This window comes from Blattabacterium cuenoti (assembly GCF_014252335.1).
Classification (GTDB): Bacteria; Bacteroidota; Bacteroidia; order Flavobacteriales; family Blattabacteriaceae; genus Blattabacterium; species Blattabacterium cuenoti_AL.
The window spans coordinates 44,930-61,247 of sequence record NZ_CP059218.1 but is presented as its reverse complement, the minus strand read 5'-3'; the positions used below and the strand labels follow the sequence as shown (position 1 = coordinate 61,247).

Annotated in this window: 13 protein-coding genes; 7 read left to right on the top strand and 6 right to left on the bottom strand. The window is 21.8% G+C overall.

What is annotated here, in order from left to right:
- Positions 1–3: 3 nt before the first annotated feature.
- Together H0H37_RS00255 and H0H37_RS00250 are read right to left on the bottom strand one after the other, a co-directional pair.
- Positions 4–2,889: a 4Fe-4S dicluster domain-containing protein gene (locus H0H37_RS00255; RefSeq protein ID WP_185882459.1), complete on the bottom strand. Its 2,886-nt coding sequence runs from the start codon at positions 2,887–2,889 to the stop codon at positions 4–6.
- A gap of 27 nt (positions 2,890–2,916) precedes the next feature.
- Positions 2,917–4,239, bottom strand: a complete 1,323-nt coding sequence (locus tag H0H37_RS00250; RefSeq protein ID WP_185882458.1) for a c-type cytochrome — start codon at positions 4,237–4,239, stop codon at positions 2,917–2,919.
- Positions 4,240–4,348: 109 nt separating this feature from the next.
- On the opposite strand from H0H37_RS00250, the gene H0H37_RS00245 reads away from it, so the two are divergent.
- Genes H0H37_RS00245 through H0H37_RS00225 form a run of 5 tightly spaced genes read left to right on the top strand, consistent with a single transcriptional unit; the run spans position 4,349 to position 8,674 of the window.
- Positions 4,349–5,614: a M16 family metallopeptidase gene (locus H0H37_RS00245; RefSeq protein WP_185882457.1), complete on the top strand. Its 1,266-nt coding sequence runs from the start codon at positions 4,349–4,351 to the stop codon at positions 5,612–5,614.
- Positions 5,615–5,638: 24 nt separating this feature from the next.
- A complete protein-coding gene (locus H0H37_RS00240) occupies positions 5,639–6,991 on the top strand; it encodes a M16 family metallopeptidase (RefSeq protein WP_185882456.1) in 1,353 nt (450 codons plus the stop codon).
- 2 nt (positions 6,992–6,993) lie between these two features.
- Positions 6,994–7,320 carry an iron-sulfur cluster assembly protein gene (locus tag H0H37_RS00235; protein ID WP_185882640.1) on the top strand — a complete coding sequence of 109 codons (327 nt, stop codon included), beginning with the start codon at positions 6,994–6,996 and terminating at the stop codon, positions 7,318–7,320.
- Positions 7,321–7,345: 25 nt separating this feature from the next.
- Entirely contained in the window at positions 7,346–8,266 is a 921-nt protein-coding gene (locus H0H37_RS00230; RefSeq protein WP_185882455.1) for an SPFH domain-containing protein, read from the top strand.
- A 57-nt stretch (positions 8,267–8,323) separates the two neighbouring features.
- Complete coding sequence (locus tag H0H37_RS00225) at positions 8,324–8,674, top strand: DUF3127 domain-containing protein (protein WP_185882454.1); 351 nt, start codon at positions 8,324–8,326, stop codon at positions 8,672–8,674.
- Positions 8,675–8,687: 13 nt separating this feature from the next.
- Here H0H37_RS00225 and H0H37_RS00220 read toward each other — a convergent pair whose 3' ends face one another.
- Genes H0H37_RS00220 through sucC form a run of 3 tightly spaced genes read right to left on the bottom strand, consistent with a single transcriptional unit; the run spans position 8,688 to position 13,465 of the window.
- Positions 8,688–10,706, bottom strand: a complete 2,019-nt coding sequence (locus tag H0H37_RS00220) for an ATP-dependent Clp protease ATP-binding subunit (RefSeq protein ID WP_185882453.1) — start codon at positions 10,704–10,706, stop codon at positions 8,688–8,690.
- Positions 10,707–10,744: 38 nt separating this feature from the next.
- A complete protein-coding gene (locus H0H37_RS00215; RefSeq protein ID WP_185882452.1) occupies positions 10,745–12,274 on the bottom strand; it encodes a hypothetical protein in 1,530 nt (509 codons plus the stop codon).
- An 18-nt stretch (positions 12,275–12,292) separates the two neighbouring features.
- The gene (sucC, locus tag H0H37_RS00210; protein ID WP_185882451.1) at positions 12,293–13,465 is read right to left on the bottom strand and encodes an ADP-forming succinate--CoA ligase subunit beta; all 1,173 of its coding nucleotides are present in this window, start codon (positions 13,463–13,465) and stop codon (positions 12,293–12,295) included.
- A 376-nt stretch (positions 13,466–13,841) separates the two neighbouring features.
- Here sucC and H0H37_RS00205 point away from each other — a divergent pair, with 376 nt between their 5' ends.
- Together H0H37_RS00205 and H0H37_RS00200 are read left to right on the top strand one after the other, a co-directional pair.
- Positions 13,842–14,555 (top strand): alpha/beta hydrolase, encoded by a 714-nt coding sequence (locus H0H37_RS00205; protein WP_185882450.1) that lies wholly within the window; start codon positions 13,842–13,844, stop codon positions 14,553–14,555.
- Positions 14,548–15,102: a hypothetical protein gene (locus H0H37_RS00200; protein ID WP_185882449.1), complete on the top strand. Its 555-nt coding sequence runs from the start codon at positions 14,548–14,550 to the stop codon at positions 15,100–15,102. Before H0H37_RS00205 ends, H0H37_RS00200 begins: the two co-directional genes overlap by 8 nt.
- Before the next feature lie 9 nt (positions 15,103–15,111).
- Here H0H37_RS00200 and sucB read toward each other — a convergent pair whose 3' ends face one another.
- Positions 15,112–16,311, bottom strand: a complete 1,200-nt coding sequence (sucB, locus tag H0H37_RS00195) for a dihydrolipoyllysine-residue succinyltransferase (protein ID WP_185882639.1) — start codon at positions 16,309–16,311, stop codon at positions 15,112–15,114.
- Positions 16,312–16,318: the final 7 nt, after the last annotated feature.

Sequence of the window (16,318 nt, the reverse complement as noted above, 5' to 3'; positions counted from 1 at the left end):
TTCTTACTTATTCCTTACTTTAAGATTATAAGAAACATTTGGATTAATTCCTAAGAATTCTAAAATTTTATAATTTCTATTATCTTTTATAGTTTTAGAAATTTTACTATTTGGATCATTCACGTCACCAAAAATAATAGCATTTGTTGGACAAGATATACTACATGCAGTTTCAAATTCTTCATCTTTTATTGTTCTATTTTCTTTTTTAGCCATTCCAATAACATATTGTGTTCTTTGTATACACATTGAACATTTTTCCATTACCCCTCTACTTCTTACTACAACATCAGGATTAATCACCATTTTACCTAAACTATTATTCATATTAAAATCAAAATTGTGATTATTGACGTAATTAAACCAATTAAATCTTCTAACTTTATAAGGACAATTATTAGCACAATAACGTGTACCTACACAACGATTATAAGTCATCATATTTTGGCCTTGTGTCCCATGAGTAGTGGCTCCAACTGGACAAACGGTTTCACAAGGTGCATTTTCACAATGTTGACACATTAAAGGTACAAAAGAAACATTTGGATTAAATAAATAATTTGATTTTTTTTTATTATAATAAGAAGAATAATATCTATCTATTCTTATCCAATGCATATCTCTAGATTTTCTAATTTCTTGTTTACCTACAATAGGTACATTATTTTCTGAATGACATGCAATAACACATGATCCACATCCAATACAAGAATTTAAATCTATAGCCAATTGAAAATGATGTCCATTTTTTTCATAATTTTGTTTTTCTACATAAGTTTTTATATTTTTTTCTTTTTCATTCCATATATGTGATGATTGATTTAAAAATGTATTTAAATCAGTATTCTTTATAATATTTCTTTCTTCTGTATAATTGTAAACTTGTACGCAAGAAAATTTATGTATTTTGCTTGATTTCAATACTTGTATATCTAATTGTATAATATTAAAATTTTTATATATTTTATATGCATTTGTTCCTGTACAAATTTTGGACAATTTACCTATTGTTTGTCCATATCCAAAAGATAATCCTATAGTTCCTATACTTTGTCCTGGTTGTATATAAACGGGAATATTATGAAGGAGTATTTTATCATTTTTAATTAAGTTAACACAATGTCCATTCATAGCGCCAGATGTAGTAATCCAATTTTTAATATCTAATTTATTTGCATCAAAAGGTGAAATGGTTAAATAATTTTCCCAAGTTGTACGAGTAATAGGATCAGGAAACTCTTGTAACCATGGATTATCATATTGAGTCCCATCGCCAATTCCAATTTTAATATATAATCTAAGTTCGAATAAATTAGATTTAATTATTGGCATCGTATTTAGTGAAGAAGAGGAAAATGTATAAAATTTATTTTTTATATTAAAATCATCTTTTTTTTTCACAATTCCATGAAATAATGCTTCATTAAATGATGAAACATTAGAATTTGGAATAATATCTTTTTCCCAAATTTTTTTTAAAAAATTATAATAATTATTATATTTTTTATTTTTACTCCATATTAATAATGAATCTTGAAATTGTCTAGTATTAAATATAGGATGTATAGTAGGTTGCATTAATGTGTAATAATCTGTTATTGGATGTGAATCCCCCCAACTTTCTAACCAATGTGGAATAGGAAGTAAAATATCTGTATTTTGACTAGTATCATTATTTGTAATTGTAAAATAAATAGATATTGGAATATTATTTTTAATTTTATTAAATAATGGAAAACTATAAAATGGATTAGTATTATGAATTAATAAAATACCAATTTTGTTGTTTTTTACATCATTGATGAAGTTTTGAAATTTCTTATCATTACTTTCTTTTGAAAAAATAAATTTTTTTGTTTTTAAAGCTTTACTATTAATTTTAGAATTAATTAAAAATGATAATATATAAGATTCTTTATCTCCATCTGCTAAAATAACACTTTTAGATTTTTTTTGTTTAATTAAATCTATTATGGTTTTTGAAACATTATTTTTACTTTTTATGTTAAAAAAAATAGATTGATAAATTTCAAATAATATATGTTTTATATCAGATGGAGTTTTTGGCATTCTAATATCTGCATTAGCTCCAGATAATGTCATATTACTTTCTAGTTGAATATGTTGCGACATTTGTTTTCCTGGACTTCTATTCATAGAATAAGATTTACTAAGACTAATAGGACTCCAATTAGATAAAAAATCTGCATCAAAAGAAATAATTAATTCTATTTCTGATAAATCAAAGTATGGAAAAGCTCTAATACCAAATATTTGTTCTGCTGCATCTAAAGCTATAGAATAAGAAATAGCATCATAAGTAATCCATTTTGTAGTTGGATAAATTTTTTGAAAATATTTAAATAATTTTTTTGTAGAATAGCTAGGATAAGATGAAGAAAGTATAACTATATCTTTATTAAGTTGAGAAATTTTATTCATATGATTTATGACAAAATCATCTATTTTGTCCCATGATGATGCTTTTCCCATTAAAAATGGATTTTTTAATCTTTTTTCATCATATAAAGATAATATAGAAGATTGAATTCTAACCGATGTTGTATTCAAATATTTAGAAGTAAAATTTGGTTCTATTTTTATTGGTCTACCTTCTCTTGTTTTGACTAATACACATCCAATATCAAAAGAATCCATCATAGTAGATGCATAATAAGTTGGAATACCAGGAGTAATAATATCTGGCTTAACAACATAAGGTATGGATTTTATAACTGGTCCTTTACATGCAGCTAATGTTGCTGATGCTGTACTAAATCCTATCCATTTTAAAAAATCACGTCTAGAAGTTTTTTGATTAAGAATATTTTTTATTATATTTTTTTCTTCTTTTTTAGAATTATTTTTCTTTTTTTTATTATTTATCATTATAATAATTATATTGTTTAACAGTCATTAATAATGACATTTAGCACATTCTATCCCACCAGTCATATCAACTGTTATATTTTTATTTTGTTGTATAAAATTTGTAAAATATTGATCATAATATTGATTTTTTTTATTAATTTCTATTTTTCGATGACAAGAGATACACCATTCCATGCTAAAATCATTTGCCATTTCTATTTGATCCATATTTTTTACTTCTCCATGACAAGCGGTACAAGTTATATTGACTTTTTTAAATTTTTTAATCATTTTTTCTCCACTAATAATATGTTGAGAATGATCAAAATTGACAAAATCAGGCATATTGTGAATTCTAATCCATTTAATGGGTTGGGATTTTTTATAAAATTTTCTTATATTTGGATTCCATCCTATTGAAGAATAAATTTTTTGTATTTCGTTATTATATTCTTGTTGACTTTTTCCTTTTTCAATATAATTTCCTTCATATTTTTGAATAATATTATGACAATTCATACATATATTTGTAGAAGGAATTCCAGCAACTTTTCCATATTTTGCTGAAGAATGACAATATTGACAATCAATCTTATTAATACCAGAATGTATTTTATGAGAAAAATAAATTGGTTGTATTGGTTTATATCCTTTATTTATATCTATATGCATTAAAAAATACCATATTCCATAAATATTAGATAAAAATAATAAGATCAGCGTAGATGAAATAAAATACCAATTTTTTATACTTTTTCCTAAAAAAATTATTAAATATCTATTAATATATGATAAACTATTTTTGTTTTCTAAAAACATAATATCATTATCATCTTGTAATAAATCAAATAATATTTTAATTCTATATAAAATTATAATAATGATAATAGAGAAAATACTCAGTCCAAAAATTATAATTTTTTTAAACAAGTAATTTGTTTGTTCTAATTGAATAGAATTTGTATTTTGTGCTAGTTTTGTAATTTTTTTTTTTTTATTGTTAATTGGATGTTCAATGAAAAATAAAATATCATCTATTTGTTTTTCTGATAAATTAGGAAAAGAATTCATTTCTATATTACCATATTTTTTATATATAGCAATTGCCTCTTTATTCCCACTTTTTCTAAAAGATTTATTATCTGAAATCCATTTATGTAACCATTGTGCGTTTCTTTTTTTAGTAATTCCAGATAATGCTGGACCTATAATATTTTTATCTAATGCATGACAAGAAGCACAATTTTTATTAAAAAGAGTATATCCATTTTCTGCATTACCTGATATTTTAATATTATTTTCTTCAGCTTTTAAAACATAATAAAATCGAAAAAATATTAAAAATATTAGTATAATTTTTTTGATCATGTGATATTTTTAAGTATAAAAATAAAATAAAGGTAGTAAAACATCATGGATTTAGTTTTCAATATTTATAACTACATTTGAATTTTATGGATTAAAATTTAATTCAAACATGTATAATTATAGAATTAATTTTAGTGAATATCAATTATCAAATGGATTACATGTTATCTTACATCAAGATAAAACACATCCTATAGTCTATATTTCTGTTTTATATCATGTTGGCAGTAAAAATGAAATTCCTGGGAAATATGGATTTGCTCATTTTTTTGAACATTTAATGTTTGAAGAAACTAAATATATAAAAAAAGGAGAATATTTTAAATATATAGCTTCTAATGGAGGATATAATAATGCATATACTAATCAAGATGAAACTTATTATTATGATATTCTTCCTTCTAATAAATTACCTTTAGCTTTGTGGTTAGAATCAGAACGAATGTTACATCTAAAAATAGATGCAAAAAGCATTAATATTCAAAGAGAAGTTATAAAAGAAGAAAGAAAAATGCATATAGATAATATGCCATATGCTAAAGCAATAGCAGAAATAATTCCATCTTTATTATTTAAAGAACATCCTTATAAAAATCCAATAATTGGATTTGATAAAGATTTAAATTCGGCAAATATTTACGATTTTCAAAAATTTTATAATACATATTATGTTCCTAATAATGCTATTTTATTAATAGCTGGAGATTTTAATATTCAAACTACAAAAGATTTAATTAATAAATATTTTTCTATTATTCCTAGTGGAATTTATAATATTGATAAAATTAAAATTAAAGAAAAATCTATTAACAAAGAGATTGTTTCTACATGTAAAGATAATAATATACAAGTACCAGGAATATTTTTATCATATAGATTACCAGAAATTAATAATGAAGATATTTTAATTTTAAAAGTAATAGATAATATTCTTTGTTCAGGAGAAAGTTCTAGAATTGTAAACAATATTGTTAATAAAAAGCAAACTGCATCATATGCAGGTTCATATATAGAAACAATGGAACATTATGGAATATATACTATATATGGATTAATCAATAGAGATATAATATTAAATGATTTATTAGATATAATAGATGATGAAATCGAAACATTTAAAAATCAATTAATTACAGAAGAAGAATTAAAAAAACAAAAAAATTATTTTGAAAGTAAATTTTTTATTGATAATTCGTTTTTAGAAGGAATAGGTTCAAATTTATCTCATTATTATTTATATTATAAAAATATTCATTTAATTAATACTTATCTTGATAAATATAAAAAAATATCATTTGAAGATATTAAAAGAGTATCTAATCAATATTTAAATAAAAATAATAGAGTTTGTTTATATAATATTACATCTAATTAATAATTGATTTTTATTTTTATTATTATGATAAATCGTGAAATTCCCCCTAAGCCTTTAACTAATCAAGTGGTTCCTAATTTGCAAAAACCATCATTATTTAAAATGAATAATGGATTAACAGTTTTATTAATAGAAAATTATAAATTTCCTGTAATTAGGGTCAATTTTGTGTTAAATTATCCTATTTTTTTGGAAAAAGAAAAGGCTGGAATTAAAAAAGTATTTGGAAAAATGCTTCGTTCTGGAACAAAACAATTTTCTAAAGAAAAAATAGATAAAAAACTGGATTATATGGGAAGTAAACTATTTACTTCATTTTCAAATATTTCTTTATTTTCATTAAAAAAATATTTTGAAGAATCTTTTGAAATTTTTAGTGATATTCTGATGAATAGTCAATTTAATAATATAATAGAATTTAATAAAATTATTAAACAAAAAATAATAGATATTGATATTTCAGAAAAAGATCCTAATGCTATTTTAGAACGTGTAAAAAATGTTTTATATTTTAGTAAAAATCATCCATATGGAGAATATGAAACACATAAAACTATAAAATGTATTACATTACAAGATTTAAAAAAATTATATAATAAATATTATTGTCCTAATATATCTTATATATCTTTTATTGGATCTATTTCTATGAAAGAAGTTATTTCATTATGTACTAAATATTTGTTACAATGGAGTAAAAAAAATATTGATGAAAATATCATTAATCACCAATTAATATCTAAAAAATTAGAAGTTAATATTATAGATTTACCAACACTTACTCAATCATTTATTTGTTTTGGTAATACAATTACTCTTAAAAAAAGTGATTCTATATATTTTTCTTCTTTATTAGCAAATGGAATTTTAGGTGTTGGAGCACAAAGTAGGTTATTTTTAAATATTAGAGAAAAAAGTGCATATACTTATGGTATTTATTCAATTTTAAAACCAGATAAATATATAGGATATTTTTCAATTTATACGCAAGTTAGAAATGATGTTACTGATAAAGTAATTCAAGATATTGTAAAAATAATAAAAAACATCAAATCTTATATATCTTATGAAGAATTAAAGATTAAAAAAGAAGAAATATGTGGTCAGTTTATTCTAAATTTAGAAAATCCATTAAAAGTAAATGATTTATTTATTAGTGAATTAAAGGATAATTTACAAGTCGGATTTTACAATAATTATTTAAATAATATTAAAAATGTTAATCTATCTGATGTTTATAAAACATGTAATAAGTTTTTTTCTACAACAATAGGTAAAATTATAATTATTGGAAATTCTAAAAAAATTTTTGATAAAATTAAAAAAATAGGTTATAATATTTATTTTTTTGATAAATTTGGAAATAAATCAAAATGAAAATGAATAAGATAGAAGATAAGAGTTTACTGGAAGAAAAAATCATTTATTCATTGAAAACAATTTATGATCCAGAAATTCCTGTTGATATTTATGAATTAGGTCTTATTTATGATATTCAAATTGATAATGATTGTAAAGAAGTTAAAATTATTATGACCCTTACTACAACAAATTGTCCAGTTGCAGATACTTTACCACTTAAAGTAAAAAATCAAATAGCATTAATACATCCTATTCAAATAGTAAATGTAATTTTAACATTTGATCCACCATGGTGTAGAGAATTTATGAGTGAAGAAGCACGTTTAGAATTAGGGATGTTATAATTATAAATAAAAATTTAAATAAAGTATGAGTATTTATGTAATATTATTTTATGGATTATTAATTCTTATAATTTTATCTGCATTTTCTAATTTAATTTTTATTGTTCATCAAGAAACAGCATTTATTATTGAAAGATTGGGTAAATTTTATGCAATACGATATGCAGGATTTCATTTAAAAATGCCTATGATAGATAATATAGCAGGTAAATTAACATTAAAAATTCAACAATTAGATATTTTAGTAGATACAAAAACTAAAGATAATGTTTTTATCAAGGTAAAAATATCAGTACAATTTAAAGTTATTAAAAATAAAGTATATGAAGCTTTTTATAAATTAGATAATTCTAATGCTCAAATAACTTCTTATATTTTTGATGTAGTAAGAGCTGAAGTTCCTAAAATGCGTTTAGATGATGTTTTTGAAAGAAAAGATGATATTGCGGATGCATTAAAAAGAGAATTAAAAGAATCTATGTCAACTTATGGATATTCTCTGATTAAAGCATTAGTAACTGATTTAGAACCTGATGAAAATGTAAAACAAGCAATGAATAGAATTAATACTGCAGAAAGAGAAAAAGTAGCTGCAGAATATAAGGCAGAAGCAGAAAAAATTAAAATTATAGCTAAGGCTAAAGCAGAAGCAGAAAGTAAAAAATTACAAGGAATAGGAACAGCTGATCAAAGAAGAGAAATAGCAAAAGGTATATTAGAATCAGTAGAAGTATTAAATAATGTAGGAATTAATTCTCAAGAAGCATCGGCATTAATTGTAGTAACGCAACATTATGATACACTTCAATCTATAGGTGAATATTCCAAATCAAATTTAATTTTATTTCCAAATTCTCCTGGATCTGCTAGCGAAATGTTAACTAATATGATTACCGCTTTTAATATATCTAATAAAATTAAAGATAAAGATCAAGAAATTAAATAAAAATTATTGTGAATAAAATAATACACATAATAATCAATAAAAAATGATAGATTTTCTATGGAAATAATAGGAATAGTAAAAAAATTATTTGAAATCCAAAAATTTGGCAATGGATTTAGAAAAAGAGAACTTGTTATTACAACAGAAGAACCATATCCACAAAATATATTAATAGAATTTATTCAATCTAAAATAGATTTATTAGAGTCTATCAAACTGAAAGATAAAATTAAAGTATTTATTAATATTAAAGGAAGAGAATGGAAAAATTCAGAAGGAATGATTAAATATTTTAATTCTATTCAAGGATGGAAAATTGAAAATATTAATTCTTCTACTATAGTCAATTCTAAAAAAATGTTATCACCATCTTTATCATCTGATGATTTTGATGATTTACCTTTTTAATGTGATCATTATATTATTTAATTTTAATTTTAATAATATTTTTACTTTTATTCATTACTAATTGAATAATATTTCCATATTGTATAGTTCCTTTCATAATATATTCTGAAATTGGATTTTTAATTAAGCTATTGATAGCTCTTTTTAGTGGTCTTGCACCAAATTTTTTATCAAATCCTTGAATTTGAATAAACTTTTGTGTTTCTGAAGAAATATTTAAATGATATCCTAGTTCAAGTAAAGTATATTTTATTTTTTCTAATTCTATCGATGTAATTTTAACAATATTTTTATATGTTAAATGATTAAAAATAATAATATCATCTATTCTATTTATAAATTCTGGAGATAACATATTGTGTAATGCAAATTTAGATTCATTTAATTGTTTTGTTATATTGGAAAATCCAATTTCGGTTCTATTAAATTGATTTGTATTTTGATTAGACGTAAAAATAATCATAGTATTTCTAAAATTTATTTTTCTTCCTAAACTATCTGTGATATATCCATAATCTAAAATTTGTAATAAAATATTCAAAATATCATGATGAGCTTTTTCAATTTCATCAAATAAAATTACACAATATGGTCTACGACGTAGTATTTCTGTTAATTGACCACCTTCTTCATAACCAATATATCCTGGAGGTGATCCAATTAATTTAGACATAGAAAATTTTTCCATATATTCACTCATATCAATACGTATTAGACAATCTTCTGATCCAAATATTTCTTTTGTAAATTCTTTGGCTAAATGAGTTTTGCCAACTCCAGTAGGTCCTAAAAAAATAAAAGATCCTATTGGAGAATTAGGATCTTTTAATCCAGATTTATTGATTCGTATAGAGTTAACAATTTTTTCTATTGCATGATCTTGTCCTATTACTTTAGTTTTTAATAAAGAAATTAAATTATTTAATTGTGTAAATTCAGATTGATCTATTTTATTAACTGGAATACCACTCATCATAGATACTACTTTTTTTACATGTGTTTCAGACACTATATCTTTATTTTTTTTAATAAGTTCACTCCATAATATTTGATCTTTAAGTAAGTATTCTTTAATTTCTTTTTCTTTATCTCTTATATTAGCTGCTTTTTCATAGTGTTGATTTTTTACTGCTTGATATTTTTCTTTTTGTATATTATCAAGTAATTTTTCTAAATTAAGGATTTTTTGTGGTACTTTTATATTTTTCATATGTACGTAAGCACCAGCTTCATCTAATGCATCAATGGCTTTATCTGGTAAATAACGATCAATAATATATCTAGATGTTAAATTTACACAAGCATTAATTGCTGATTCTGTATAAATTACATTATGATATACCTCATATTTAATTTTAATTTTTTTTAATATTTCAATAGTTTCTTTTTCTGTCGATGGTTGAATTATAATTTTTTGAAATCTTCTTTCTAATGCACCATCTTTTTCTATATATTGTCTATATTCATTTAATGTTGTAGTTCCTATACATTGTATATTACCTGTAGCTAAAGCTGGTTTTAATATATTTGAGGCATCTAAAGATCCAGTTGTTCCTCCTGCACCTATGATAGTATGTATTTCATCTATAAAAAGAATTAAATTAGTATTTTTTTCTACTTCAGAAATTATGGTTTTCATTCTTTCTTCAAATTGGCCTCTATATTTAGTTCCAGCTACTATACTTGCTATATCAAGTACTACAATTCTTTTATTATATAAAACTCTGGAAATTTTTTTTTGAACAATTTTTAATGCTAATCCTTCAGCTATTGCTGTTTTTCCAACACCTGGTTCACCTATTAGTAATGGATTATTTTTTTTTCTTCTACTTAAAATTTGCGCAATTCTTTCTAATTCATGTTCTCTGCCAATGATAGGATCTAATTTTCCTTCAAATGCAATTATATTTAGATTTTTTCCAAAATTATCTAATATTGGAGTTTTATTTTTCATGGAATTGATATTTATATAATAATTCAATCCTGATAGTCTATCTTTTTCTATTCCAAATATGGTATTGTCATCATTCATATCTTCATCATTATATAATATAGTACATAATTAAAATATTAATAATTATCTTTAATTTTAGGTTTGATAGAATTATAAGTAATTGGTGGAGGAAGAGAACAAGGTGATTTAATTTTTAACTTTAACCTATCTATTAATTGATTAATATTATCATTTTTTTTTGATAACATATTATATTCTTCAACTGAAAAATTTTCTAATTTTTTAGTTAAAATTTCAAATTCAAAATATTGGTTATTACATTTTTTTTGTAATTTTTCTGTAAAATATTTTTGTATTACTAAAAAATCTTTCTCTTTTATAATAGAAGGTTTTATTAAAACAATTTTATTATTTAATATATAAAATTGGATTTCATTTTTTAATATATTCAAATAATAAGGATTAATTTTGTTTGAATTTTTATCTATAAAACTTTTCCAATTTTGTTCTAAAAAATATTTAAAATATTTATAATTTTTATTTTTAGATTCATGATTACTATAATAGTTGTTTTTTTTTTTCAAAAAAAATGATAAAATCTTGGTTTCAATTAATTTATAATAATGTTTATTATCATATAATACATTTTGTATTCTTAAATCATATAATTTATGTTCTATTTGACAAAACATTTTTAAACTATCTATTATAAATAATGAAGATAGCATTTTGGATTGTTGAATATAAAATTTAAGATTATTTTTGTCTTTTAAAAGAGAATTCAAATGAGAATATTTAGAAATTAATAACATTCTAAAATGTTTAATAAATCCTTTTATAAATAGTATACTACTAATATTAATTTTGATTATGTTATCTAATAACATTATAAACTCATAAATTTTATTTTTTAACAAATAATCAATTATTTTAAAATAATAAATAGTATCTAATATTCCTAATCTATTTAAAATTAATTTTTTAGAGATTTTGTGCTTTAAAATAGTATGAAAATATAATTTATCTAGTTGGTTCATAGAATTCATTAAAGATCCATTTCCATATTTAGAAATAGACAATAAAGTTTCATTATCTATTTCTATACATTCTTTATTAGAAATATTTTTTAAATGATTAAAATTGTCTTTTATAGAAATTGGATTAAATTCATATGTTTGACAATATAATGATGACATAATATATTCTACAATTTTATTAATTTTATTTGCGCAAATAATTAATAACATATTTAATGGAATATTATAAAACATTGGAAATATAATATCTATAAAATTTGTAGAAACATCATTAATATTTTGTATTATCAAACATTTGTTTTCTGTTACATTATTATATATTTTATTAATAATTGAATTTAAATAATTAATAGAATATTTTATGGTACCATTTAATTCAAATTTATGAACAATATTTGATGATGATAATTCGTTAATTAAAATTTTGGCACATGTATTTTTACCAATTCCTTTTATTCCAATAAATAATAAAATTTTTGACAAAACACATTTTTTTACAGCATGTTTTAAAATATATACAATGTCTTTTTGTCCAATAATGTTTTCCCATGTAGTAGGTTCATATTTTTTAGTTAGTCTAATATAAGAACAAACTTTTTGAATCATCATATGAATGAATTAGTTAAATTAACTTGATAATAATTTTTGTATTTTATTAGATGCTTCTTTTAAAGTAGAAGTATAAAAAATAGGAAATTGTTTATTTTTATATAGTATTTCTTTTGCTATTTTAGCATTTGTTCCTTGTAAACGAAATACTATTTTTGGATATTTATTATTTGTTTTAATATATTCATTATATGCATTTATGATTCCGTGTACAACATCATCACATCTAACAATTCCTCCGAATATATTTATTAAAATTACTTGTACTGAAGTATCTTTTAAAATTAAATCAAATGCTTTTTGAACTTTTTCTTGATTCGCATCTCCACCAATATCTAAAAAATTGGATGGACTGCCTCCACAAGATTTAATCAAATCCATAGTTGCCATTGCTAAACCAGCACCATTTACCATACATCCTACATTTCCTTCAAGTTTAATAAAATTAATATTATGATTTTTGTCCAAATATGTTTCTTGATATGTTTTAAAAATTTTTTTAATGCGAAATAAAGCATTATTATCTAATGTAATTTTTGAATCTAATGCAATAATATTATGATTATTATAAATTAATGGATTAATTTCTAATAATATAGCATTATATAATACATATGCTTTATAAAGATTATATAAAAAAAATTTAAATTTTTTTATGTCTATACCTAAGTGGTATCCAATTTTTCTATATTGAAATTCTAATATGCCTAATCCTGGATCTATTACTTCTTGAAATATGTGATGATCATAATTTGTTTCAATATTTATTCCACCTTGTTGAGAATATAATATTATATTTTTTTCAATTTCTCTATTGAAAGATATTGCTATGTAGTATTCTTTAGGTCTATATATATTATCATTATGATTGTATATATTTTCAGTAATAAGAAGTTTTGTTACTAATTCACCTTGTTTTGCAGTTTGAGAGGTAATTAAATATTTGTTTAATAAAAACTGAGACTTTGTATATACATCTTCCAATGATTTTGCTACTAATATTCCTCCACTTTTACCTCTACCTCCAGCTAATATTTGAGCTTTTATTACAATAGATTGTGTTTTTGTGTTTTTGAAAATAATTTGTGCAGCATTGATAGCTTGTTCTGTTGTTTGTACAATGACCCCATAAGGAACAGAAATTGAAAATGATGTTAAAATATCTCGTCCTTGGAATTCATATAAATTCATTAAAAATAAATTTTTTTAAAGTAAATTGAAGTTAAATTTACTTGTTTTTTTTTATAAATGATTTTAGTAAAAAATAAATATCATTGTTTTTGTATGTAACAAAATAACTAATTATTTTTCACAGTAATTAGTTATCATGATAATATAGTCTAGTACAATTACTTTATTACATAACATAAATTACTTTATTAAATAACATATCATATAATATGAGGTAGTTTTTTATATACACTTTTTTATAAACATTGTTACATACACATATATTTCTTTTTTATTTACAAATATGAATTTAGTGTAATACATAATTTATATTTTTTAGTGTCTGATACAGTATATTTTATAATCAATGTCTTATTAAATTTTTAATTAATAAACAATGCTTTTCAATCAACTTTCGATAAAACATATTATTAGAAAACCAATTAATAATCAACTTGATCCTCCATTATTTTTAATAATACATGGATATGGTAGTAATGAAAATGATATTTTAAATTCTATTATTCAACAATTACCAAATTATTTTTTTATTGTCAGTATACAAGGAATTTATACTATAGGTCATAATCAATATTCTTGGTATAATATTAATTTTCATAAAAATTTAACAACACACAAAATACAAATAAAAAATTATTCTTTGCTTCAAGCATCACAAGCAATTAATAAAATAAATATTTTTATAGATGAAGCAATTAATGAATATAAATTAAATAATAATCAAGTATGGATATGTGGATTTAGTCAAGGTGCTATTATTAGTTATGCCATTGCTCTTAAAAATCCTTATAAAGTGAAAAGGGTCATGGCACTTAGTGGATATTTTGACGAAACAATTTATTCATTTAAAAAACAAAACAATCAAAAATTATATAGTAAATTATCTATGTTTATTTCTCATGGTAAATATGACGATATTATTCCTATTAAATGGGTAAAAAAAGGATTATATATTCTTCAAAAAGAATATTTAATAAATTCTTTTTCATATAAAGAATATGAATCTGGACATTGGATTAGTCAGTCTAATCATAATGATTTGATTTATTGGATTAAACAAAATCATTTAAATAAATTAATGAATGAATAAATATACAAAAATAATTTATTTTTTAATATTCTTTTTAATATCTATGTATTTTTTTTATATACAAAAAAAATGGTATGGAATAATTTTCTTGTTAATAAGTTTATTAATTATTTTTTTCATTTTTAAAAATGAATTTTTATTAATGGCTTTTTTTAAAATTCAAAATAAAGATATACCAGGAATGAAAAAATATTTAACATGTATACAAAATCCACACAAACAATTAACTAAATATCAAATTCCTTATTATTATTTTCTTTATGGAATATTATATTCTGAATCAGATATATATAAATCTGAAAAATATATGCAAAAATCATTAGATATGGGACTCAGATTAAAACATAATATAGCGATTGCTAAATTAAATTTAGCTATTGCATCTATTTATAAAGGAAATAATAAAAAAGCAAACTTATTATTATTGGAAGCAGAAAAAATAGATATATATGGTATATTACATAATCAAATTAAAATTATAAAAACCAAAATTAAACAATCACAATCACACAATATTAATAAAACTAATCCTTATTTTAGAAAATAAAATTTATTATTATAATTCCAATATTTTTGGAATATTGGATATATTTCCTTTCATTAAAAATTGTATAGGATTTTCTAAAGTTTCTTTAATAGAACAAAGAAATCCTACTGATTCTCTTCCATCAATAATTCTATGATCATAGGATAATGCTAAATACATCATAGGACGTATTTTTATAGATTTTTGAATCACAATAGGTCTATTCATAATTTTATGCATTCCTAAAATAGCACTTTGTGGAGGATTAATAATTGGAGTAGATAACATTGAACCAAAAATCCCTCCATTAGTAATAGTAAAATTACCTCCTATCATTTCATCTATTGAGATTTTACCATTTTTTACACGTGTAGATAATTTCATAATTTCTTGTTCTATTCCTAAAAATGATAAAGTTTCTGCATTTCTAATAACTGGGACCATAAGTCCTTTAGGTCCAGATATAGCAATACTGATATCAAAATAATTAAAATTGATTTTATTTTCTCTATTACTACTAATCATTGCATTGACATCAGGAAATAAACGTAATCCTCTAATAGAGGCAAGTGTAAAAAATGACATAAATCCTAATTTTATTTCATGTTTTTCCTGAAAACTAGGATTATATTGATTTCTTATTAATATAATTTCCGTCATATCTACTTCATTAAAAGTCGTTAACATTGCAGTTTGATTTTTAACAGACACTAAACGATCAGATATTTTTTTTCTAAGAGAAGAAAGAGGTCTTTTTATGGATGATCTGTTACATGATTGTTTTTTCATAAAATCAATGCAATCTTTTTTTGTAATTCTTCCATCTTTACCAGATCCTTTAATATTATTAATAATTAGACGATTTTCATTAATTATTTTTTTCGCAGATGGAGAAGGCCAGTTTGTAATATTATATTTGCATACATTATGTTGTTGTACTACTTCTTCTTTTTGTATATTATGTTGATGTAATATTTCACTATCTGATTTTATTTTTGAAGTATCTATTGTACAAATAATTTTACCAACAGGTATTTTTACACCTTGTTCAACTAAAATAGTAATTATTCCACTTTGTTCCGCAGTAATTTCTAAAGTAGCTTTATCAGAATCTAATTCAGCTATTATTTGATTTTTAGATACAAATTCACCATTTTTTACTGTCCATGAAGAAATTTCTACTTCATTGATGGATTCTCCAGGAGAAGGAACTTTGACTTTTAGTATCATATTCATA

Excerpts from the sequence above, each read along its gene's own strand:
- H0H37_RS00255 (WP_185882459.1), bottom strand. The coding sequence starts at position 2,889 with ATGATAAATAATAAAAAAAAGAAAAATAATTCTAAAAAAGAAGAAAAA.
- H0H37_RS00250 (WP_185882458.1), bottom strand. The coding sequence starts at position 4,239 with ATGATCAAAAAAATTATACTAATATTTTTAATATTTTTTCGATTTTAT.
- H0H37_RS00245 (WP_185882457.1), top strand. The coding sequence starts at position 4,349 with ATGTATAATTATAGAATTAATTTTAGTGAATATCAATTATCAAATGGA.
- H0H37_RS00240 (WP_185882456.1), top strand. The coding sequence starts at position 5,639 with ATGATAAATCGTGAAATTCCCCCTAAGCCTTTAACTAATCAAGTGGTT.
- H0H37_RS00235 (WP_185882640.1), top strand. The coding sequence starts at position 6,994 with ATGAATAAGATAGAAGATAAGAGTTTACTGGAAGAAAAAATCATTTAT.
- H0H37_RS00230 (WP_185882455.1), top strand. The coding sequence starts at position 7,346 with ATGAGTATTTATGTAATATTATTTTATGGATTATTAATTCTTATAATT.
- H0H37_RS00225 (WP_185882454.1), top strand. The coding sequence starts at position 8,324 with ATGGAAATAATAGGAATAGTAAAAAAATTATTTGAAATCCAAAAATTT.
- H0H37_RS00220 (WP_185882453.1), bottom strand. The coding sequence starts at position 10,706 with ATGAATGATGACAATACCATATTTGGAATAGAAAAAGATAGACTATCA.
- H0H37_RS00215 (WP_185882452.1), bottom strand. The coding sequence starts at position 12,274 with ATGATGATTCAAAAAGTTTGTTCTTATATTAGACTAACTAAAAAATAT.
- sucC (WP_185882451.1), bottom strand. The coding sequence starts at position 13,465 with ATGAATTTATATGAATTCCAAGGACGAGATATTTTAACATCATTTTCA.
- H0H37_RS00205 (WP_185882450.1), top strand. The coding sequence starts at position 13,842 with ATGCTTTTCAATCAACTTTCGATAAAACATATTATTAGAAAACCAATT.
- H0H37_RS00200 (WP_185882449.1), top strand. The coding sequence starts at position 14,548 with ATGAATAAATATACAAAAATAATTTATTTTTTAATATTCTTTTTAATA.
- sucB (WP_185882639.1), bottom strand. The coding sequence starts at position 16,311 with ATGATACTAAAAGTCAAAGTTCCTTCTCCTGGAGAATCCATCAATGAA.